The organism is Rhodococcus sp. 27YEA15 (assembly GCF_049739425.1).
Classification (GTDB): domain Bacteria; phylum Actinomycetota; class Actinomycetes; order Mycobacteriales; family Mycobacteriaceae; genus Rhodococcus_F.
The window spans coordinates 1603718-1623782 of the sequence record NZ_JBMHHW010000001.1 but is presented as its reverse complement, the minus strand read 5'-3'; the positions used below and the strand labels follow the sequence as shown (position 1 = coordinate 1623782).

Genomic DNA, 20065 nt, shown 5'->3' with positions numbered 1-20065 from the left:
GATCAGCGGACTGCCGGGGCGGTGCGGGTATATTCCGCACGTGTTCACCTTCGACGACAACGACATCGACTGGCTGAGCGACCTGCTCGCCTCGGCGGCGGAAGCGGAAATCATGCCGAGATTCCGAACACTGGGTGAACACGACGTGCGCGCGAAGACGTCAGACCTGGATCTGGTCACCGAAGCCGACGTCAACGCCGAACGCGTCATCACCGCGCACCTGCTCGCACGCTATCCGGACGCTCTCGTCGTCGGCGAAGAAGCAAGCGAATCCGACGCCTCGCTGCCGGCCCGGCTCGCCGACGCACCACTGGCTTTCGTGGTCGATCCGGTGGACGGAACCTACAACTTCGCGCACGGCGTCCCCCTGTTCGGTGTCATGGTCGCCGTCGTCGTCAACGGCGAAACTCGAGCCGGGATCATCCACGACCCGATCGGGCGGGACTGGATCATCGGCGTCAAAGGAGCCGGAACGCGGATACGGACGTCGAGCGGCAACAGCCGCACCGCTCACGTGGCACCACCGACGTCCCCGTCGAACATGCTGGGTTCGATATCATGGCAATTCGTCGAGGAGCCGCTCCGCTCGACGCTCGCACGCAATCACGCGCGATGCGCGTCGTCGTTCGGTTTCCGTTGCGCAGCACACGAATACCGTCTGATCGCGACGGGTGGAGCGCATTTTTCGGTCTACCACAAATTGATGCCGTGGGATCACCTTGCCGGTGTACTCATTCACCAGGAGGCCGGTGGGTACGCAGCCCGGTTCGACGGGTCGCCGTATCTCCCCGGTCACGTCGACGGCGGAATCCTCACTGCACCCGACCAGGACACCTGGCACGAACTGCGCCACCTGCTTTTCTCCGACTAGCTCGACGAGGCGCTGCCGTTGGTTTCCCGGCGTTTGGCGGTTCAACGTGCCGAGCGGTTCCCCGTCGTGGTGAACACGTCGTTCAGGGTGACCATCGCAAGGTTGCGGTCGCGAATGAGGTCGACGAGTTGCCCGTACACGTGGGTCACCGGCGGATGGTTGGCATGCCCGATCACGATTGCCTGTGCGGTGAAGTACTTGGATGCACATTCGAGTAGATACTGTTCGGTGATCAACCCGGAATCGGAGAGCGAGCCATACCAGAGGGTAGGGACGCTGTAGCCGCTATCGGCCGCGATCGCGTCCACCGCAGAATTGTGATATCCGAACGGCGGCCGATAGAACGGCGCGCCGTCCACTCCGAAAGTGTTGAGCAAGAACGACTTCGTGCGCTCGAATTGCGCAGCCACCGACCTCGCCGTGAGGGCGGTGAGGTCCGGATGGTCCCAGGTGTGGTTGCCCAACTGAATCTGACCGCTCTCGACGAGAGGCCGCAGCGCCGCCTTGTGCGTGGTCCATCCGTCGTAGACGCCGGTTACGAAGAACGTGAATCTGGCACCGGTGTCCCGTGCGAACTGAACGTAGGCACCGACCACATCGGCGTCGGCACCGTCGTCCACGGTGAGCGCGATGTTGTTGCCCGCTCCGGGAATAGCCGTCAACGTTCCCGGGGGCACTGCCACTCGGGCCGACGCCGGTGGCGGTCCGAGCAGGACGGGCGGAGTCGGGGACAGGTTGTCCGTCGAAGGTGGCGAGGATTCCCCGGCGGCTACGGCCATCGCCGAGTCGTCGCCATACGCCTTCGCGCAACCTGCGACGACGACGGTAGTACCCGCGGCGAGCACCGTCAGAAATCCCCGTCTGTCCACAATTGGACTTTAGCGAACATTCCTCCACCTCGCGGTGCCACTACCGTGCCGAGGTTCCGCCTCGCGAGCATTCCTTCGTGTGATGACGAACATGTTCGTAACGAACACGTTCGGTGTATCGTGGTCTCATGCACACCGAGCAGTCACCGACACCCAGCAGACGCGATCGCCCCGCGAAACCCGCACTCACCCGAGACGGCATCGTCAGCACCGCTGTCAACCTTCTCCGCGCGTACGGGATGCAAAAGGTCACGATGCGACGACTCGCACTCGAGCTCGACACCGGCGCAGCGTCGCTGTACGTGTATGTGAAGAACACCGCTGAGCTGCATGCCGCCGTCCTCGACGAGCTTCTCGGCGAGGTCGATCTCGGCGAAAATACTTCCGGCACATGGCAAGAACAACTCGAACACGTGCTCACCTCGTACACGTCGGTACTGTTCGAGTACCCCAGCCTGGCGCAGGCGGCAATGGTGGCGCGCCCGAGCGGCCCTCACTACCTGCAGTTGATCGAGCGGCTACTGGCCCTCCTCGACGACGGCGACGTACCCGTCGATCGCGCATCGTGGGGCGTCGACCTACTCCTTCAACACGCGACGGCGACCGCAGCCGAGCACACCACCAGAGACTCGACGATCGACGCCGGTGACGACTGGGACGCACTGACCGACGCCGTGGAGAATGCCGACGCGCGAGTGTATCCCCAGATCGCTGCCCATGCCGCGCATCTACTGTCCGGTGAACCGGAGCACCGCCTGTCGTGGAGCTTTCGCATGCTCGTCACCGGCATCACCAACACACCCCTCACCCCCCAGGAGTCATCATGACGCACCACCCCATCGCCGTCATCGGCGGCGGACTCGGCGGACTCACTCTTGCCCGCGTTCTTCATGTCAACGGAATCGAGTCGGCGGTATTCGATCTGGACTCCGGACCAGCGGCGCGAACGCAGGGCGGAATGCTCGACATCCACGCCGAATCAGGACAAGCCGCACTTCGTACCGCAGGGTTGTACGAGCAGTTCCGTGAACTCGTCCACATCGGCGGAGAAGCGACCCGCGTCCTCGACCGACACGCGAACGTCCTCTTTCACGACGAGGACGACGGTAACGGCGACCGGCCCGAAGTGGACCGCGGCGCACTCCGCGACCTACTCCTCGACTCCCTGCCCACCGGAACAGTGCAGTGGGGAACCAAGATCACAGGGGCCGAACCCCTCTCGGACGGCCGACACGAAGTACACCTGGCCGACGGATCGAGCTTCACCACCAATCTGCTGATCGGCGCGGACGGCGCCTGGTCGAAAATCCGTCCGCTGGTCTCGAGCGCCACTCCCGTCTACACCGGACTGTCCTTCGTCGAAGGAGACCTGCACGATGCGGACACCCGACATTCGACAGCGGCAGCAACCGTCGGCGGCGGCATGCTCTTCGCCCTGGGACACGACAGAGGATTCCTCGCCCACCGCGAACCCGACGGCAGCTTGCACGTCTACACCGCACTCCGAGCTCCGGAATCGTGGGCACCGAGCATCGGAGCCGTCGATGTCGATGCAGCCAAATCCCTTGTTCTCGAACATTTCACCGACTGGGACGACACCCTGCTCGCGCTGGTACGCGACGCCGACACTCCCCTCGTCCCCCGGCCCATCCACGCACTACCGGTCGGCCATACGTGGAACCGCACACCGGGCGTGACACTTCTCGGCGACGCCGCCCACGTGATGTCACCGTTCGCAGGCGAAGGCGCGAACCTGGCGATGCTCGACGGCGCCGAGCTCGGGGAAGCAATCGCCGCCCACCCGGAGACGGAAGATGCGCTCACCGCGTACGAGGCTCGCTTGTTCCCCAGAAGTGAAGCCGCAGCTCAGGATTCCGCCGAAGGACTCGAGCTCTGCTTCCGCGAGGATGCCCCTCGAGGTCTCGTGGAGATGTTCACTGCCTGACCCCTTGCTGTGCGCCTTTGCCAACCCCCGGCGGTTGACAAAGGCGCACAGCAGATTCGGGTCAGCCCTGACGCAGAATGTAACGCTGGACCTTGCCGCTCGGAGTCTTCGGCAGGCTCGGCACGAAGTGCACCGTACGCGGGTAGGCGTGTGCGGCGAACTTCTTCTTCACCAGAGTCTGCAATTCCTTCTCGAGTTCGGCGTCGCCGTCGACACCTTCGCGCAGAACAACGAACGCTTCGAGGACCTCGCCGCGCAACTCGTCCGGCATGCCCACCACCGCAGCCTCGATGACGTGCTCGTGCATGACCAACACACTCTCGACGTCGAAGGGGCCGATGCGGTAGCCGGCCATGATGATCACGTCGTCATCGCGTGAGGAGAAGAAGAAGAACCCGTCCTCGTCCGTCATTCCGGCGTCACCGGTCAGATACCAGCGCCCGTCCTCGGTGAACCGCTGCTTCGTCTTCTCCGGAGCGTCGACGTAACCGGTGAACCACAGGAGCGGGCTGGCGTGGGTGTCGATGGCCACCCGTCCCTGAGTACGCGGCGCAGCCACCTCGTCCGAATCGTCTTCGAGCACCGCAGCCGACCAACCCGGCAACGCGAGCCCCATCGAACCCGTGCGAACATCGGTGCGTAGACCGTCCGCCCAGGCATTCACGATGAACATCCCGTGCTCGGTCTGGCCGTAATGGTCGCGTACCTCCACCCCGAGCGAATCCTTGGACCAGGCAACCACATCCGGGGTCAGCGGCTCACCCGCGGACGACGCCCGCCGCAGAGTGAGCCCCTCGGGTACCGGAGTTTTGTCCGCTCGCAAGCTCCGGTACACGGTCGGAGCGGCCGCAAAGTTGGTGACGCCGAACTTCTCGACGATCTGCCAGGTGAGGGGCGCCGAGAAACCGGCATGCAGCAGCAGACTCCGCGTGCCCGCCGCCATCGGTCCGAGCAGCGCGTAGTACAGCCCGTACGCCCAACCGGGGTCGGCCGCATTCCAGAAGACGTCGTCGGCGCGCACGTCCAGGCCGAACTCCTGATACGCGTGGAACGACGCCAGAGCGCGAACCGGAACCGGCACACCCTTGGGCGTTCCCGTCGTACCGCTGGTGAAAAGCTGCACCATCGGTGCTGTTCCGCCGACCGGAACTGCCGCACCCTTGGGGTCCTCGCAATCCTGAGCGGCGATCAGCGCATCGAAGTCCAATTCGTCTCCGGTGGCACCACCGGCAACGACGATCCGCCAGCTCGCGTCCGCCGGAATGTCCTCGCCCGGAGCGAGCTTGTCCATCTGGTTCGCGTCCGAGATGACGACCTTCGCGCCGCTGGCGGTGAGCCGGAACGCAATGGCGGGCGACGCGAACGCGGTGAAGAGCGGGACGTGGACCGCACCTCGGCGCCAGATACCCAGCAGAGCCACCACCAGGTCCGCCGACTTACCCATCAACGTCGCAACGTGGTCGCCCGGCTGCACGTCCAAATCCGCCAACGCCGCAGCAAAGCGCGCCGACTGCTCACGTAGCCGACCGTACGTCAGATCCACCGAGGTAAGGTCAGCCTCGATCACGGTGAACGCGACGGCGTCTGCCGGGTGCCGATCGCAGAGCAGTTCTGCGGGACTCGCATCGGCGGTGTCGTACAAGTCCAACAACTCGCGCACCCGCACGGCGGTATCGGTGCTCATCAACAGACTCCTTCTTCGTGTTCGTACGATTTGCCGGAGATTTCGTGACCGGGTCGTCGTACATACTGTTCACCACCTATGATCTAGCTCACAAGATAACTTCACCACCCCCGGAAAGGGGTATCCGCGTGACCACCCACACCTCGTCACTCCTACGCCCGCGCGACGGGGACGCCATGCGTGGTGAACTCAGGACCGCAGCCGGCAAGGGCGTGGTTCCAGTCCTGTTCGGCGGCGAGGTGCACGACGGCACCCTGCACCTGAGCGAGTTCGTCGGCACGCGCACCAACCACCTCAAGGGATTGTCCATTCCGCCACGATCAGGCATGGGTGGGCGCGTGATCGCCCAAGGTGCACCGATCTCGGTCGACGACTACGGCAATGCACAATCCATCACTCACCACTACGACCGGCCAGTGCTGGGTGAGGGCTTGCGCTCCATCCTCGCCGTACCCGTCATGGTCGACGGCACTTCGCGCGCGGTCTTGTATGCGGCAAGCCGTGAGTGCCATCCGCTCGGCGATCGGACCGTCGACGTGATGGTGGCCGCGTCCAGGCGACTGAGCACCGAATTCTCCATTCGCGACGAGGTCGACCGCCGCCTCCAACTACTCCGTGTCGCCGCCGTCACGTCCGCCGACGGAATGGCAACCGAGGAGATCCGCGACGTCCATGCCGAACTTCGCAGCGTTGCACAGAGTGTCACCGACACCGACCTGCAGAAAAAACTTCGCGGCCTCTCGAAGCGTCTCGCCAGACTACTGACCTCCTCCGGCGAGCCGGAGAAATCCGACGTGAACCTCACGCCACGAGAGATCGACGTGCTCTCCCACGTTGCACTCGGATGCACCAACACCGAGGCAGCGCAACGACTCACACTTCGTCCGGAAACCGTCAAGGCCTACCTGCGTAGCGCAATGAACAAGCTCGACGCACATTCCCGACACGAAGCAGTGGTCACCGCACGCAAACTGGGCTTGCTCCCCTGACCAGCCGAAAACTCAGTATCCCTCGGGCAGCGCCGTCAGCATGTCCCGCGTGACAGCCACGGCGTTGTCGGAGCTTCCGCCGCGCACCACCAAGGTCGCGAACGCCAGATCACCGCGGTAGCCGACGAACCACGCGTGCGAGCCACCGTCGACTTCCGCCTCACCGGTCTTGCCGTACACCTCACCCTGATCCTCGATCCGATCCGCGGTGCCACTCGTGACCACCAACCGCATCATCGAGCGCAGGCCCTCGACCATCGCCGGAGTGATCGCCGAACCCGCCCCGTCCACCGTCGTCTCGCGGCCGGAGATCAGTTGCGGCACCGGCGTCGAGCCATGCGCGACGGTCGCCGCCGCCATCGCCATACCGAACGGACTGACCACCACCAGGCCTTGACCGAACCCGTCCTCGGTGCGTTGAACGAGGTCCGACGCCGGCGGAACCGATCCCGAATCCGTAGGCAATCCCACCACGGTGTAATCCGGCCCGATCCCGAACTGTGCTGCCGCGTCGGTCAACGTGTTCTCCTGCATCTCGCTGGCCAGCTTCGCGAACGAGGTGTTGCACGAGCGCGCGAACGCCGTAGCCATGGGCACTGTGCCGAGCGAGAATTCGTTGTAGTTCGGCACACTCCGCTCACCGATCACGATCCGACCGGGGCACGGAACGAGGGTATCGGGGGTGGCCTGGCCGGTCGAGATCGCCGCTCCGGCCGTCACCATCTTGAATGTCGAACCAGGCGGATACAGACCGGTGGTAGCGACGGGACCGTCCCGGTCGGCCGCCGGATTCTGCGCCACCGCGAGAATCGCGCCGGTCGAAGGCTCGATCACGACCATCATGGCCTGATCCTGGCGAAGATTGACCGCGCGCTGCGCCGCGATCTGGATGTTGCGGTCCAGACTGATCGAGAACGACGGAACCGGCTGGGGGGCCGTCTCGGTCAGCACGTCGGTGTCCACACCGTTCTGGTTGACGGTCACCACACGCCAGCCGGCCTTACCGTCGACCTCGTCGATGATCGTCTTCTTGATCTGGCCCAACAGGTCCGGGGCGAATTCCGGATCCGTGGACACCAGATCGGCCTCGTCGGAAATCGATACCCCCGCAATGGAATCCAATTGCGCCTGCACCTGTTCGTAGTTCTCGCTACGCAGGCGGGTGACCAGATAGTCACCCTTCACGGCCGTCGACGACTCGGCGATCGACTGGCCCGTCAGAGACGAATCGAATCGCGCCAACGTCGACGCCAGCGCATTGGCCGATGCAATCACGTCACCCGACTTGGAGCGATCGAATTTCACGCGATAGACGATGCCCGGCACCAACACATCCGTGCCCGAATGCTCGTTGACACGGGCTTTCGGTGCCGCGATAGAGCGCAACACCATCGTCTGCTTGTCCCCAAGCCGGGGATGCACGTCCGTCGAACTCCAACGGACCGACCAGGATCCGTCCTTACGTCCCATCTTCAGCTCGCCGTCGTACGTCCAGACTCGATCCTTGGGCAGCTGCCATCGATAGGTATAACCCACCGTCGCGGTATCACCGTCCATCCTCACCGACGTCGTCTCCGCGTTCATCGACTCCGCCTGGAGCGCGTCCCAGGTGTCGTTGAGCACCACACCGGCGGCGTCCGGTCGATCAGTCAGGTTCGCCGCGTCGTCGAGATTTCGTTCACCGAACGAGCTCAGGAAATCCTGCGCCACCGATTCGGGACCGGCCGGACGCGCAGAGCACGCACCGACCCCCACTGCCAGGAAGAGAACGGTAGGCAACGCCATCCACCGAGCTGCACGCCTGCGAGAAAACGACCGAGTATTCATCGGACCCCATCCTAGATCCGACCGTGATCAAGCTGGGACCAACCACGAGGGTCAGTCGAGGAGCACCGTCGAAAACGTCGCCACCTGACGGAAACCCACCCGCGAATACGTCGACCTGGCGATCGTGTTGAAGCTGTTGACGTACAAACTCGCGATACGCCCGGTATCTGTGATGGACTTGGCCACAGCAGCGGTACCGCTGACGCCGTAACCCTGTCCACGGTGCTCCGGATCCACCCAAACACCTTGAATCTGGCCGCACGTCGCAGACATCGCACCCACTTCGGCCTTGAACAACACCCGCCCGTCCTCGATGTGCGCCCACGCCCGGCCGGCCGCTATCAGACTCGCCACCCGATGCCGATAGCCGCGTCCACCGTCGTGTGCCCTGGGGTCGATACCCACCTCTTCGACGAACATCGAGATCGCCGCAGGCAGGTAGATGTCGAGCTCGTCGGAACGTACTTGTCGCACCATTCGATCGACAGCACAGGCCGGGGGCTCGGCCACGGCCAACAGCGGTTGCTCGGCACGCACCTCCCTGGCCGTCCCCCAATCCGGTTCGAGCATCTCCCACAACGGCAAAGCCAGCTCGGCGCGCCCTACCAGCGACGAGCACATCCGCGGAATCCTGGCAGCTCGGTCGGCAAACGCCCGAATGTCGTCGAGGTCACCACGCAGCGGAAAGAGATTCGCTCCCGCGAAACAGAGCGACGAGAGCGGACCACCGCGGCTCCACAACTCGCCGTGAATCTTTCGCGGATCGATACCGCTCTCCTCGATCCGCGCCGCGATCATGCACGCGGCAACCGGATCAGCGTCGAGCACTCGACGAACGTCGTCGAGGTCCCGGTTCGCCACCTGCTTGGCTCCGAGAAGTTTGAGCACTTGCACACCCCCACTGCTCGTCCGAGAGTTTCTGTCAGCCGTACTCCATGACACGCCGAAGCGAGTGTCCCCGTCAGATTGCCACGAACCAGACAACAGTGGGGACGTTTGACCGGACCGCACTCAACTGACGGTAACCACCGGAGCACCCTCCACGGACTCACCCTCCATCGATTCCGCGATCTTCATCGCTTCCTCGATGAGGGTCTCGACGATCTGCGCCTCGGGAACCGTCTTGATGACCTTGCCCTTGACGAAGATCTGGCCCTTGCCGTTACCCGACGCAACACCGAGATCCGCTTCGCGCGCTTCTCCCGGTCCATTCACCACACAACCCATCACGGCGACCCGCAACGGAATCTCCATACCTTCGAGACCAGCCGAGACCTCGTCCGCCAACGTGTAGACATCAACCTGGGCTCGCCCACACGACGGGCAGGAAACGATCTCCAATTTGCGCGGCCTGAGGTTCAACGACTGCAGAATCTGATTGCCGACCTTGATCTCCTCGGCGGGCGGCGCCGACAGCGAAACACGAATGGTGTCGCCGATACCCTCGGCAAGCAATGCACCGAAGGCCACTGCCGACTTGATGGTGCCCTGAAACGCCGGACCGGCCTCGGTGACACCGAGGTGCAGCGGATAGTCGCATTTCGCAGCGAGCTGACGGTATGCCTCGACCATGATGACCGGGTCGTTGTGCTTGACCGAGATCTTGATGTCACCGAAACCGTGTTCCTCGAACAATCCGGCTTCCCAGAGCGCCGACTCGACCAATGCCTCCGGTGTGGCCTTACCGTACTTCTCCATCAGACGAGGATCGAGCGATCCGGCATTGACTCCGATCCGGATCGGAATTCCGGCGTCACCGGCAGCTTTCGCCACTTCCTTGACTCGACCGTCGAATTCCTTGATGTTTCCCGGATTGACCCGAACTGCAGCACAACCGGCATCGATAGCCGCGAAGATGTACCGGGGCTGGAAATGGATGTCCGCGATGACCGGAATCTGGCTCTTCTTCGCGATGATCGCCAATGCATCCGCATCCTCCTGGCGTGGGCAGGCGACCCGCACGATGTCGCAGCCGGAGGCGGTCAACTCCGCGATCTGTTGAAGAGTCGCGTTGACGTCGTGAGTCTTGGTGGTACACATCGACTGCACCGAGATGGGGGAATCACTGCCCACACCTACCGTGCCGACCTTCAACTGCCGCGTCTTCCGGCGCGGGGCGAGGATCGCTGCGGGTGCCGAGGGCATTCCCAGTCCGATAGGGATGGTCACGTCTGTGCCTTCTTTCATAGCGTCACTTCAAGTTTAGCCGGGCTGTCTCTGCACCACCCGACGACTGCGTTACCCGACGACAAGTGCGGGGTTACCCGACGACACGTGCAGTGCCGCCCGCCCGGTCAGAAGATCTTGATCGGATTCACGATGTCAGCGGTAAGTGTCAACAACATGAACGCACCGCCGATCACGATGAAGACGTAGGTGATGGGAAGCAGCTTCGTGTAGTCGACCGGACCACCCGCGATCAATCCGCGACGTGCCCGGAACCAGTCCCGGATCCGCTCGTAGAACACCACCGCGATATGCCCGCCGTCCAACGGAAGCAACGGCAAGATGTTGAACACACCGAGGAAGAAGTTGATCGACGCCAGCAGTCCGACGAACGTCGCCCACTGCGCACGCTCAGCGGCCTCACCACCGATGACACTCGCGCCGACCACACTGATCGGAGTGTCCTGACCACGGTCGCCGCCGGTGACCGACTCCCACAGCGCGCCCACCTTCGCCGGTAGATCGGCCATCGCCTTCACCGACTCGACCAGGGTGAAGCCGGTGAAACTCAACGTACCCGGAACCGCACTGAAAGCATTGAACTGCAACAACGGCGGTGAGACCGTAGCGAGGCCCATACCGACGGCACCTACCGTCGCCGACCGCAGGTCACCGGTCGTCGGATCCGACACCCATCGCTGTGCCTGCTCCACGACAACCGGAATCGTCAGGTTCTGCCCGTCCCGGTCGACGCTGAGCACAGCGGTGCCGGTGACCGGTTGCAACTTGGCGACCACCTCCGCCGACGTCGTCACCGATTGACCGTCGACAGCGGTGATGACGTCCATCGGCTCGAGACCGGCGCGCTGCGCCGGACCGTCACCTGCGCACGACGCCAGATCGCCGTTCTCCGACTGCGTCGGCGCGACACACGACAAGCTGCCGACCTTCGCCAAGGTAGCGCCGCTGCGATCCGGCAGACCCCACCCCAGGGCAAGACCGTACAACAACGCGAAACCGAGTACGAAGTTCATCGCGATGCCACCGGACATGACGACGACACGCTTCCACGCCGCCTTCTTGTACATCGCGTGCGGCTCTTCTTCGGGCGTCATCTCGTCGAGCGCCGTCATTCCCGCGATGTCGCAGAAGCCACCGAGCGGCAGAGCCTTGAGACCGTACTCGGTCTCCCCCCGCCGGAACGAGAAGATCTTCGGCCCGAAACCGATGTAGTAGCGCCGCACCTTCATGCCGAGCGCCTTGGCCGTCCACATGTGGCCGGCCTCGTGCAGCGCAATGGACACGCCGATGCCGAGGGCGAACAGCACAACTCCCAGTGCAAAAACCATGAAGCTCTAGCCCTCCTGCTTCACGAGCTGACGCGCCCGCGTGCGTGCCCAGCTGTCGGCAGCCAGAACCTCGTCCACGCTAGTCGGTTCCGCCGACCACTGATCCGCGTCGTCGAGCACTGCGGCAACGGTGCCGACTATCGAAGGAAAGCGGATCTCGCCGTCGAGAAAAGCTCGAGCCGCTACTTCGTTGGCGGCGTTGTAGATCGCGGTGAAACAACCCCCGGCCTTGCCCGCCGATCTGGCGAGCTCGACAGCCGGGAACACCGTCGAATCCAGTGGTTCGAACTCCCACGTCGACGCCGACGTGAAATCACACGCCGCCGCGGCTCCGCGAATCCGCTCCGGCCAGCCCAACGCCAACGCGATCGGCAGTTTCATGTCCGGCGGGCTGGCCTGGGCCAACGTCGAGCCGTCGAAGAATGTCACCATCGAATGCACGATCGACTGCGGATGGACTGTCACGTCGATCCGGTCGTAGTCGATCCCGAACAACAGGTTGGTCTCGATCAGTTCGAGGCCCTTGTTCACCATCGTCGCCGAATTGAGCGTATTCATCGGGCCCATCGACCATGTCGGATGAGATTTGGCCTGGGCTGGATTGACCGCGACGAGATCAGCGGCGCTCCATCCCCTGAACGGGCCACCCGACGCCGTCAGCACCAGACGATCGACTTCTTCGGCGCGACCGCCGCGAAGGCATTGTGCTAGCGCCGAATGCTCGGAATCGACCGGCACTATCTGATCAGGGGCAGCCGCTTTCACCACGAGCGCGCCACCGGCGACCAACGACTCCTTGTTGGCAAGCGCCAACCGTGCCCCGGTAGCGAGGGCAGTCAACGTCGGTTCGAGACCCAACGACCCCACCAAAGCATTGAGCACTACGTCCGCCTCGGTCTCACGGACCAGGTCGGTCACCGCCGTCGGTCCGGTTCGCGCGGTCACCGCGCCGAGAGAGTCGGCGACCGCCGGGTTGGCCACCGCGACCTCACGCACCCCGGTGGCCGCGATCTGCTCCGACAACAACTCGACATTGTTTCCCCCGGCTGCCAGCCCCACTATCTCGAAACGATCAGGGTTCGCGGCGACCACTTCCAACGTCTGTGTACCGATCGATCCCGTACTGCCCAGTAGGAGGACTCGAGTCCGTGTCGTGTTCTGCACTCGTCCATTGTTCCTGACATCACCTGAGAACACCCTTATCGACGCCCCACTGCTTACGACAGGCAGTCGTATGTCACCATATTGGGCAGAAGTTCAACCGATTGATCAGGAGGATCGACCGTGGCCGATACCAAGTTGGACGACAAGTCCAGCGCCCCCGTCGTCTTCTCACACGTCGACGAGGCAGAAGTGCCCTCGGCGGCGTGGGGATGGAGTGGCGAGGGTCTCAAGACCTTCCGCTTCTTCGGATGGTTCTTCGCTGCGTTCCTGCTCCTGATGATCATCGGCAACCATCACGGCAAGGTCGAAGACCTGTGGCTGATCGGTATCGCCGCGACGATGGTCTTCGTTCTGGTCCGCGACATCATCATTCGACGACGCCCCCGCTAGGGCATCGAGACGCCCTCCGGGGACCGTACGAAAAAAGGCTTCCGCGACAACTGGTCACGGAAGCCTTTTTCACGCCTGTATCAGTTCTCGGCGGCCAACTGTCCGCAGGCAGCGGCAATTTCCTGTCCCCGAGTATCGCGCACCGTGCATGAGACACCCTGGGCGATCACCCGGCGAACGAACTCACGTTCGACGTCCTTGGGGCTCGCGTCCCATTCGCTACCCGGCGTCGGGTTCAGCGGAATCAGGTTGACGTGCACGAGTCCACCGAGTGCTTTCTTCAACTTCTTGCCGAGCATGTCCGCGCGCCACGGCTGATCGTTGACGTTCTTGATCATCGCGTACTCGATCGAAACCCGTCGACCGGTCTGATCGGCGTAATAGCGGGCCGCCTGCAAGACCTCGGCCACCGACCACCGGTTGTTGACCGGCACCAAGGTGTCACGCAGTTCGTCGTCCGGAGTGTGCAACGACACCGCGAGCGTGACGCTCAGTCCCTCGTCCGCCAATTTGCGGATCGCCGGCGCCAGCCCGACCGTCGAGACCGTGACGGAGCGCTGAGACAACCCCAGCCCGTCCGGCGCAGGCGATGTGATCCGTCGGACTGCGGCGACCACGCGCTTGTAGTTCGCCAACGGCTCGCCCATCCCCATGAACACCACGTTCGACAATCGACCCGGCCCACCGGCGACGTCCCCGTCACGCATGGCGGCGGCGGCTTCGCGAACCTGGTCCACGATCTCCGCCGTCGACAGATTGCGGTCGAGACCGCCCTGTCCGGTTGCGCAGAACGGGCACGCCATACCGCAACCGGCTTGGCTGGAAATGCACAGTGTCGCACGGTCGGGATACCGCATCAGAACACTCTCCAGGAGCGTGCCGTCGTGCGCTTTCCACAGCGTCTTTCGGGTGTCACCCGAGTCGCAGGCAAGATGCTTGATCGGCGTCAGCAACGTCGGGAACAGGCTCTCCCCGACCTTGTCACGAACCGAAGCAGGCAAATCCGTCATCTTCGCCGGATCGGCCTCGAGGCGCGCGTAGTACTGGCGGGCCAGCTGATCGGCCCGGAACGCCGGGAGCCCGAGCTCTTTCACAGCTTCTTTGCGCTCGGCGGAATCGAGGTCGGCGAGGTGCCGCGGAGGCATTCCACGCTTGGGTGCGGTGAAAACGAGGGGAAGAGAGGCAGCCATAGTTACACCATTGTCCCACTGTTTCGGTAGTCGGACCTACCGCCACCCCAATTCGAGATCGGTTACCGGTGCACATCGCCCGCGAGTGGGTGATGATCAGGTCATGCCAACCACACCCGAGGACCCGTCCAACGCACCCGTGTACGGCCCGGCCGACGGATACGGTTCCGACCCGCAGTTGCCGAAGGTCACAGATAACGGCAGCATCCATATCGACGAAGCCGCCGATCGAACAGAGGAGCCGACGCCGGCCCCGACTCCGCCGCCTGCTCCACAGTCGACCACCGTGACCGAGCGAACCCGAACTGCCACAACGTGGGTCGCCCTGGTCATCGGCGCCGTAGTCCTGATCCTGTTGCTCGTCTTCATCATCCAGAACCTCGAAACCGCTTCGGTCCAGATCTTCGCCTGGCAGATCGATCTGCCTCTGGGCATCACAGTTCTTCTGTCCGCCGTGGCCGGAGCCCTGATCATGGCGCTGGCAACAGGCGCCCGAATCCTCCAGATTCGCCATGCCGCCAAACGCCAACTGTGACTGAAATCTAGTTACGCAATTGTGTTGAACACGTGACCGCGAGGCATCATTGATGTCGTGGAAATCACCGGAAAGGCCCAGATGTGACAACTCACATGGAGAGACCTGCGACCTCGCGAATTGCACCGGAACACGCCAGATCATGGCTTCTGGTACCGGCATCTAAGCCTGAGACCTTCGACACAGCCGTAGCCAGCGCGGCCGACGCCGTCATCCTCGATCTGGAAGATGCCGTCGCCGCACCCGCCAAACCTGCTGCCAGGAACGACGTGGTGTCGTTTCTATCCGGCGGCCACGTTCGGACCTGGGTTCGCATCAACGACGCGACCACCCCGTTCTGGGCGGACGACCTTTCGGCACTGGCCGGACTCCCCGGCCTGGCGGGCGTGATGCTCGCCAAGACCGAGAGCGGCCAGCAAGCAGACGCGACAACCGAGCGTCTTACCGATGGCACCCCGATCCTGGCTCTCGTCGAATCGGCCACCGGCCTCGAGGCCGCGCCCGAGATCGCCCGCGCCGACGGAGTGTTTCGCCTCGCCTTCGGTAGTGGCGACTTTCGCCGAGACACCGGCATGGACGACTCCCCTGCGTCGATGTCGTATCCACGCTCTCGGCTGACCGTCGCCAGCCGCGCCGGCAGAATCGCGCCCCCGATCGACGGGCCGACTCTCGGCACCGATCAGGCCCTGTTGGAGCGGGACTGTGCCATCACGCTCTCACTCGGCATGGGCGGGAAACTGTGTATGACACCGGCACAGACCGCACCGGTCAATTCCGCCCTGAGTCCGTCTGTGGCGGACGCCGAATGGGCGGCTGACGTCATCGCTGATCTCGGCGAGGACGGTTCACGGATCCGCGACGGCAGCGACCTGCCGCGACTCGCGAAAGCGAAGAAGATTCACACCCTCGCGACCCTGTTCCACATAGCCTCAGGACGCTGAACACTTCGTAGATCTGGATCGTACAGAAAACGTCAGGCACATGTGCCTGACGTTTTGCCTTGCCCCGGTCAGCCGAGTTCGAGCGTATGTGGTTTGACTCTGGTGTGAATCCGATAGCGGACCGTGAATGCCAGTCCACTGATCTGTCCGAAGGCACGTTCCGCGGTTTTACGGGTGAACTCGATGCCGAGCACCTGCCGCAGATCGGCACGGCTCTCGAACTCCCATCGTGAGTCCACTCGGACGAGGGTGAACCCCTGCGCGTCGAAGTAGCTCTCGACGGCAGCAGCGTCGTAGTGTGCGAGATCGGCGCGCATCCAGTCGCCGTACGGTGACGCGCTCACGTCGAGATCGACGACGAGGAGTGTCCCGCCCGGGCGCAGTACACGCATTGCCTCGCGGATCCCTGGACCGCTGCCCTTGCCGAAGAAATACGCGGTACGTGCGTGAACCAGGTCCACCGAGGATGCATCGAGACCTGTCGACTCCGCGGTGCCCTGAACGACGTCGACATTCCGTGAGCCGCGCGTCCTGCGCCGCGCCGCCGACACCAGGGGTGGATGTGGCTCCACCCCGATGACGTGCCTGGCAGTGCGCGCGAACTCCGGAAGATGGAAGCCGGCGCCACAACCGATGTCCACCACGTCACCTCCGGTCCAGTCGACCGCGGCGCTCATCGCCGCCCAGAGCGCTCCGTCGGCGTCCTGAGCCTTGTTCTCCACCTCGTAGACGTCGGGCCAATGCCAGATGTTCGGGCTGGGAATGGGAGTACCCCGGCCACCGCGGACACTGCGCACAACTACCTCACACCAGTGCGTACAGAATCAGCCAGGTCACGAAAGCCGACGGGAGAAGTGAATCCAGGCGATCCATGATCCCGCCGTGCCCTGGCAGCATGGTTCCCATGTCCTTGATCCCGAGCTCACGCTTGATCTGCGACTCGATCAGATCTCCGACCGTAGCGACGATGACCAGGACCACGCCGAGTAACACGCCGATCATCGAATTGGCGCCGAGGATCAACGTCACCGACAGTAAACTGCCGATCACGCAGAATATGAGTGAACCTGCGAAGCCCTCCCAGGACTTCTTCGGGCTCACTGCAGGAACCATCGGGTGCCTGCCGAACAGAACCCCCGCCGCGTAACCGCCGACGTCGGAACACACCACGCCGATCATCAGTACGAACACCCGCCCCGGACCGTCGTCCTCGAGCACCATCAGCGCCCCGAACGACGCCAGTAGCGGTATCCACGCCAAGACGAAAACAGTGATCGACGTGTCGCGGAGGAAATTCTTGGGCGTGGCTTTCAGTCCGTGGTCGAACAGTCGCCACACCATGCACACCAGGACCGTTGCGGTGAATCCACTGAGGACACCGACCGGTCCCCACGGCCAGCCGAGCCAGATGGTCGCCTGACCGCCCACCAGCAGCGGAATTCTGGGTACTGCGATGTCGGCTTCCCGAAGCCTGGTGGCAACTTCCCACGTCGCGATGAACATCGCAGCGGCGACCACCACGATCCAACCCGGCGGCAGGAATATCAGTGTGCCTATCACCAAGGCCCCGAGTCCGACACCGACACCGATTGCGGCAGGAAGATTCCTGCCTGCCTTCGACTTCGGCGGCTGCGTGCCCTCAGCTCCCCCCGACGGACCGTCCGTGACGGGACCACCGACGGTTCCCTCTTGTGCGTGCACCCAGACTCCCTGATCTACTCCCGACAACGAACACTGCACAGATCGGAGGTACTAGACCTCCATCAGTTCCGATTCCTTGTGTTTGACGAGTTCTTCGACCGTGTGCACGTACTTGGCGGTGGTCTTGTCGAGCTCCTTCTCGGCGCGCGACACCTCGTCTTCGCCCGCTTCGCCGTCCTTCTGGATGCGGCCGAGTTCGTCCATGGCCTTACGACGGATGTTACGAAGGGTGACCTTCGAGTCCTCGCCCTTGGACTTCGCCTGCTTCACGAGCTCCCTGCGGCGCTCTTCGGTGAGCTGAGGGACCGAGATGCGGATGATGCTGCCGTCGTTGGACGGGTTGACCCCGAGATCCGAATTACGGATGGCCGTCTCGATCGCGTTGAGCTGCGACGCCTCGTACGGCTTGACGATCACCATGCGCGCCTCGGGCACATTGATGCTCGCGAGCTGAGTGATCGGCGTGATCGAGCCGTAGTACTCGATCACGATGCGTGAGAACATTCCGGGGTTGGCGCGGCCGGTCCGAACCGAGCCGAGATCGTCCTTGGCTACGCTGACAGCCTTTTCCATCTTCTCTTCGGCCTCGAAGAGCGCTTCATCAATCACGGCTGTTCCTCCATGTCGTTGATTGTCGATTCGTCGAACACATTGTCTACGGCGATCACGACTTGACCAGTGTCCCGATCTTCTCACCGGACACCGCGCGCGCGATGTTTCCGTCGGTGAGCAAGTTGAAGACCATCATGGGCATCGCATTGTCCATGCACAGGCTGAATGCCGTGGCGTCGGCGACCTTGAGGCCGCGCTCGATCACCTCGCGGTGGGTGATCTGGTCGTACATCGTGGCGTTCGGATCCACGCGCGGATCGGCGGAGTAGACGCCGTCGACCGCCTTGGCCATCAGAACCACCTCGGCTCCGATTTCCAACGCCCGCTGAGCTGCCGTGGTGTCAGTGGAGAAGTACGGCATACCCATGCCTGCTCCGAAGATCACCACTCTGCCCTTTTCGAGATGGCGAGTCGCGCGCAACGGTAGATACGGTTCGGCAACTTGCCCCATCGTGATGGCGGTCTGCACCCGAGTGTCGACACCGGCCTTCTCGAGGAAGTCCTGCAACGCCAGACAGTTCATGACGGTGCCGAGCATTCCCATGTAGTCCGAGCGGGCGCGGTCGAGACCGCGCTGCTGCAACTCGGCGCCGCGGAAGAAGTTGCCGCCGCCGATTACGACAGCGACCTGCACGCCGGATCGGACGACCTCGGCAATCTGCTCGGCCACCTTCGTGACCACGTCCGGGTCCAGTCCGACCTTTCCGCCTCCGAACATTTCGCCGCCGAGTTTGAGCAGGACCCGCTTGAATCCTGGACGTTCGTTGGCTGGTTCGGACATTGTTCTCCTCAGTTCGATACCGGGCCGTGTGGCCCTCGAGTTCCATCTGGTCACCGATTCACGATCGGCGTGGGTCGTCCTCGCTCGGGACTAGCCCGCAGGCTCTCCCATCCTGCCTCATGAAAGACCCCAGGTACACGTAGACCCCGCCGGTAGAGCACATGCTCTCCTGGCGGGGTCCGTGTGCACGACTTGTGAGACTAGGCGGAAGCGCCGACCTCGAAACGCACGAAGCGCTTGATGGTCACGCCGGCCTCGTCGAGGATCGCCTTGACGGTCTTCTTGGAGTCCTGAACCGAAGACTGCTCGGTGAGTACGACGTCCTTGAAGTAGCCGTTGACGCGGCCTTCGATGATCTTCGGCAGAGCCTGCTCGGGCTTGCCCTCCGCGCGAGCGGTTTCTTCGGCGATGTGACGCTCGGAAGCGACGATCTCCTCGGGAACCTCGTCACGCGTGACGTACTTCGCCTTGAGCGCGGCAACCTGCATCGCGGCTGCGCGCGCAGCGTCGGCAGCTGCGTCGCCTTCACCGGTGTACTCGACGAGAACGCCCACGGCGGGCGGCAGGTCGGCACTGCGCTTGTGCAGGTAGACGGCGACCGGGCCGTCGAAGGATGCGACGCGGTTGAGCTCGAGCTTCTCACCGATCTTCGCGGACTGCTCCTGAATCACGGTGTCGATGCTCTTGCCGTCGAGCTCGAGTGCCTTGAGCGCGTCGACGTCGGCGGGCTTACCAGCGGCAGCAACCGTCACGATGGAATCGGCCAGCTTGATGAACTCTTCGTTCTTGGCGACGAAGTCGGTCTCGCAGTTGATCTCGATCAGAACGCCGCCCTTGGCGACGACGAGGCCTTCGGCAGTGGTGCGCTCCGCACGCTTGCCGACGTCCTTCGCGCCCTTGATGCGCAGCTGCTCGACAGCCTTGTCGAAATCGCCGTCGGCATCGGCCAGTGCGTTCTTGCACGCCATCATTCCGGAGCCGGTGAGCTCACGGAGCCGCTTGACGTCAGCGGCGGTGTAGTTCGCCATGGGTAGCGAGCCTCCTCATATGT

Annotated in this window: 20 protein-coding genes; 7 read left to right on the top strand and 13 right to left on the bottom strand. The window is 63.4% G+C overall.

Features of this window, described 5'->3' with window-relative positions; translation table 11 throughout:
• Positions 1-40: 40 nt before the first annotated feature.
• Complete coding sequence (locus ABH922_RS07495) at positions 41-871, top strand: inositol monophosphatase family protein (RefSeq protein ID WP_424806312.1); 831 nt, start codon at positions 41-43, stop codon at positions 869-871.
• Positions 872-912: 41 nt separating this feature from the next.
• On the opposite strand, the gene ABH922_RS07490 is transcribed toward ABH922_RS07495, so the two are convergent.
• Positions 913-1740: a polysaccharide deacetylase family protein gene (locus ABH922_RS07490; RefSeq protein ID WP_424806311.1), complete on the bottom strand. Its 828-nt coding sequence runs from the start codon at positions 1738-1740 to the stop codon at positions 913-915.
• 128 nt (positions 1741-1868) lie between these two features.
• Between ABH922_RS07490 and ABH922_RS07485 the strand changes: the two genes are divergently transcribed.
• Positions 1869-2567 carry a TetR/AcrR family transcriptional regulator gene (locus ABH922_RS07485; RefSeq protein ID WP_424806310.1) on the top strand — a complete coding sequence of 233 codons (699 nt, stop codon included), beginning with the start codon at positions 1869-1871 and terminating at the stop codon, positions 2565-2567.
• Positions 2564-3685 carry an FAD-dependent oxidoreductase gene (locus ABH922_RS07480; protein WP_424806309.1) on the top strand — a complete coding sequence of 374 codons (1122 nt, stop codon included), beginning with the start codon at positions 2564-2566 and terminating at the stop codon, positions 3683-3685. The genes ABH922_RS07485 and ABH922_RS07480 overlap by 4 nt, the downstream gene beginning before the upstream one ends.
• Before the next feature lie 61 nt (positions 3686-3746).
• Here ABH922_RS07480 and ABH922_RS07475 read toward each other — a convergent pair whose 3' ends face one another.
• Positions 3747-5369, bottom strand: a complete 1623-nt coding sequence (locus ABH922_RS07475) for an AMP-binding protein (protein WP_424806308.1) — start codon at positions 5367-5369, stop codon at positions 3747-3749.
• Positions 5370-5545: 176 nt separating this feature from the next.
• On the opposite strand from ABH922_RS07475, the gene ABH922_RS07470 reads away from it, so the two are divergent.
• On the top strand, positions 5546-6358 hold the full coding sequence (locus tag ABH922_RS07470; protein ID WP_424809599.1) for a LuxR C-terminal-related transcriptional regulator: 813 nt from the start codon (positions 5546-5548) through the stop codon (positions 6356-6358).
• 12 nt (positions 6359-6370) lie between these two features.
• Here ABH922_RS07470 and ABH922_RS07465 read toward each other — a convergent pair whose 3' ends face one another.
• From ABH922_RS07465 to dxr, 5 genes are all read right to left on the bottom strand, one after another.
• Entirely contained in the window at positions 6371-8185 is a 1815-nt protein-coding gene (locus ABH922_RS07465) for a penicillin-binding transpeptidase domain-containing protein (protein WP_424806307.1), read from the bottom strand.
• A gap of 51 nt (positions 8186-8236) precedes the next feature.
• Entirely contained in the window at positions 8237-9073 is an 837-nt protein-coding gene (locus ABH922_RS07460; protein WP_424806306.1) for a GNAT family N-acetyltransferase, read from the bottom strand.
• A gap of 123 nt (positions 9074-9196) precedes the next feature.
• Positions 9197-10354, bottom strand: a complete 1158-nt coding sequence (gene ispG, locus ABH922_RS07455) for a flavodoxin-dependent (E)-4-hydroxy-3-methylbut-2-enyl-diphosphate synthase (protein ID WP_424806305.1) — start codon at positions 10352-10354, stop codon at positions 9197-9199.
• Between the two features lie 125 nt (positions 10355-10479).
• Positions 10480-11700 carry a M50 family metallopeptidase gene (locus ABH922_RS07450; protein ID WP_424806304.1) on the bottom strand — a complete coding sequence of 407 codons (1221 nt, stop codon included), beginning with the start codon at positions 11698-11700 and terminating at the stop codon, positions 10480-10482.
• A 6-nt stretch (positions 11701-11706) separates the two neighbouring features.
• A complete protein-coding gene (dxr, locus tag ABH922_RS07445; protein WP_424806303.1) occupies positions 11707-12864 on the bottom strand; it encodes a 1-deoxy-D-xylulose-5-phosphate reductoisomerase in 1158 nt (385 codons plus the stop codon).
• Between the two features lie 120 nt (positions 12865-12984).
• Here dxr and ABH922_RS07440 point away from each other — a divergent pair, with 120 nt between their 5' ends.
• Entirely contained in the window at positions 12985-13254 is a 270-nt protein-coding gene (locus tag ABH922_RS07440) for a DUF2631 domain-containing protein (protein WP_424806302.1), read from the top strand.
• 80 nt (positions 13255-13334) lie between these two features.
• Here ABH922_RS07440 and rlmN read toward each other — a convergent pair whose 3' ends face one another.
• Positions 13335-14444, bottom strand: a complete 1110-nt coding sequence (gene rlmN / locus ABH922_RS07435) for a 23S rRNA (adenine(2503)-C(2))-methyltransferase RlmN (protein WP_424806301.1) — start codon at positions 14442-14444, stop codon at positions 13335-13337.
• Between the two features lie 103 nt (positions 14445-14547).
• Here rlmN and ABH922_RS07430 point away from each other — a divergent pair, with 103 nt between their 5' ends.
• Together ABH922_RS07430 and ABH922_RS07425 are read left to right on the top strand one after the other, a co-directional pair.
• Positions 14548-14979, top strand: coding sequence for a LapA family protein (locus ABH922_RS07430; protein ID WP_424806300.1), 432 nt, complete (start codon positions 14548-14550; stop codon positions 14977-14979).
• 95 nt (positions 14980-15074) lie between these two features.
• The gene (locus ABH922_RS07425; protein WP_424806299.1) at positions 15075-15920 is read left to right on the top strand and encodes an HpcH/HpaI aldolase/citrate lyase family protein; all 846 of its coding nucleotides are present in this window, start codon (positions 15075-15077) and stop codon (positions 15918-15920) included.
• 68 nt (positions 15921-15988) lie between these two features.
• Here ABH922_RS07425 and ABH922_RS07420 read toward each other — a convergent pair whose 3' ends face one another.
• The 5 genes from ABH922_RS07420 to tsf form a co-directional block, all read right to left on the bottom strand.
• Positions 15989-16717 carry a class I SAM-dependent methyltransferase gene (locus ABH922_RS07420; RefSeq protein ID WP_424806298.1) on the bottom strand — a complete coding sequence of 243 codons (729 nt, stop codon included), beginning with the start codon at positions 16715-16717 and terminating at the stop codon, positions 15989-15991.
• 7 nt (positions 16718-16724) lie between these two features.
• Positions 16725-17621 (bottom strand): phosphatidate cytidylyltransferase, encoded by an 897-nt coding sequence (locus tag ABH922_RS07415; protein WP_424806297.1) that lies wholly within the window; start codon positions 17619-17621, stop codon positions 16725-16727.
• A gap of 51 nt (positions 17622-17672) precedes the next feature.
• Entirely contained in the window at positions 17673-18230 is a 558-nt protein-coding gene (gene frr, locus ABH922_RS07410; protein WP_424806296.1) for a ribosome recycling factor, read from the bottom strand.
• Between the two features lie 55 nt (positions 18231-18285).
• Positions 18286-19014, bottom strand: coding sequence for a UMP kinase (gene pyrH / locus ABH922_RS07405; protein WP_424806295.1), 729 nt, complete (start codon positions 19012-19014; stop codon positions 18286-18288).
• Between the two features lie 200 nt (positions 19015-19214).
• Positions 19215-20042 carry a translation elongation factor Ts gene (gene tsf / locus ABH922_RS07400; protein WP_424806294.1) on the bottom strand — a complete coding sequence of 276 codons (828 nt, stop codon included), beginning with the start codon at positions 20040-20042 and terminating at the stop codon, positions 19215-19217.
• Positions 20043-20065: the final 23 nt, after the last annotated feature.

Excerpts from the sequence above, each read along its gene's own strand:
- ABH922_RS07425 (WP_424806299.1), top strand. The coding sequence starts at position 15,075 with ATGGAGAGACCTGCGACCTCGCGAATTGCACCGGAACACGCCAGATCA.
- tsf (WP_424806294.1), bottom strand. The coding sequence starts at position 20,042 with ATGGCGAACTACACCGCCGCTGACGTCAAGCGGCTCCGTGAGCTCACC.
- ABH922_RS07450 (WP_424806304.1), bottom strand. The coding sequence starts at position 11,700 with ATGGTTTTTGCACTGGGAGTTGTGCTGTTCGCCCTCGGCATCGGCGTG.
- pyrH (WP_424806295.1), bottom strand. The coding sequence starts at position 19,014 with ATGTCCGAACCAGCCAACGAACGTCCAGGATTCAAGCGGGTCCTGCTC.
- ABH922_RS07470 (WP_424809599.1), top strand. The coding sequence starts at position 5,546 with ATGCGTGGTGAACTCAGGACCGCAGCCGGCAAGGGCGTGGTTCCAGTC.
- rlmN (WP_424806301.1), bottom strand. The coding sequence starts at position 14,444 with ATGGCTGCCTCTCTTCCCCTCGTTTTCACCGCACCCAAGCGTGGAATG.
- ABH922_RS07475 (WP_424806308.1), bottom strand. The coding sequence starts at position 5,369 with ATGAGCACCGATACCGCCGTGCGGGTGCGCGAGTTGTTGGACTTGTAC.
- ABH922_RS07430 (WP_424806300.1), top strand. The coding sequence starts at position 14,548 with ATGCCAACCACACCCGAGGACCCGTCCAACGCACCCGTGTACGGCCCG.
- ABH922_RS07465 (WP_424806307.1), bottom strand. The coding sequence starts at position 8,185 with ATGAATACTCGGTCGTTTTCTCGCAGGCGTGCAGCTCGGTGGATGGCG.
- ABH922_RS07480 (WP_424806309.1), top strand. The coding sequence starts at position 2,564 with ATGACGCACCACCCCATCGCCGTCATCGGCGGCGGACTCGGCGGACTC.
- ABH922_RS07485 (WP_424806310.1), top strand. The coding sequence starts at position 1,869 with ATGCACACCGAGCAGTCACCGACACCCAGCAGACGCGATCGCCCCGCG.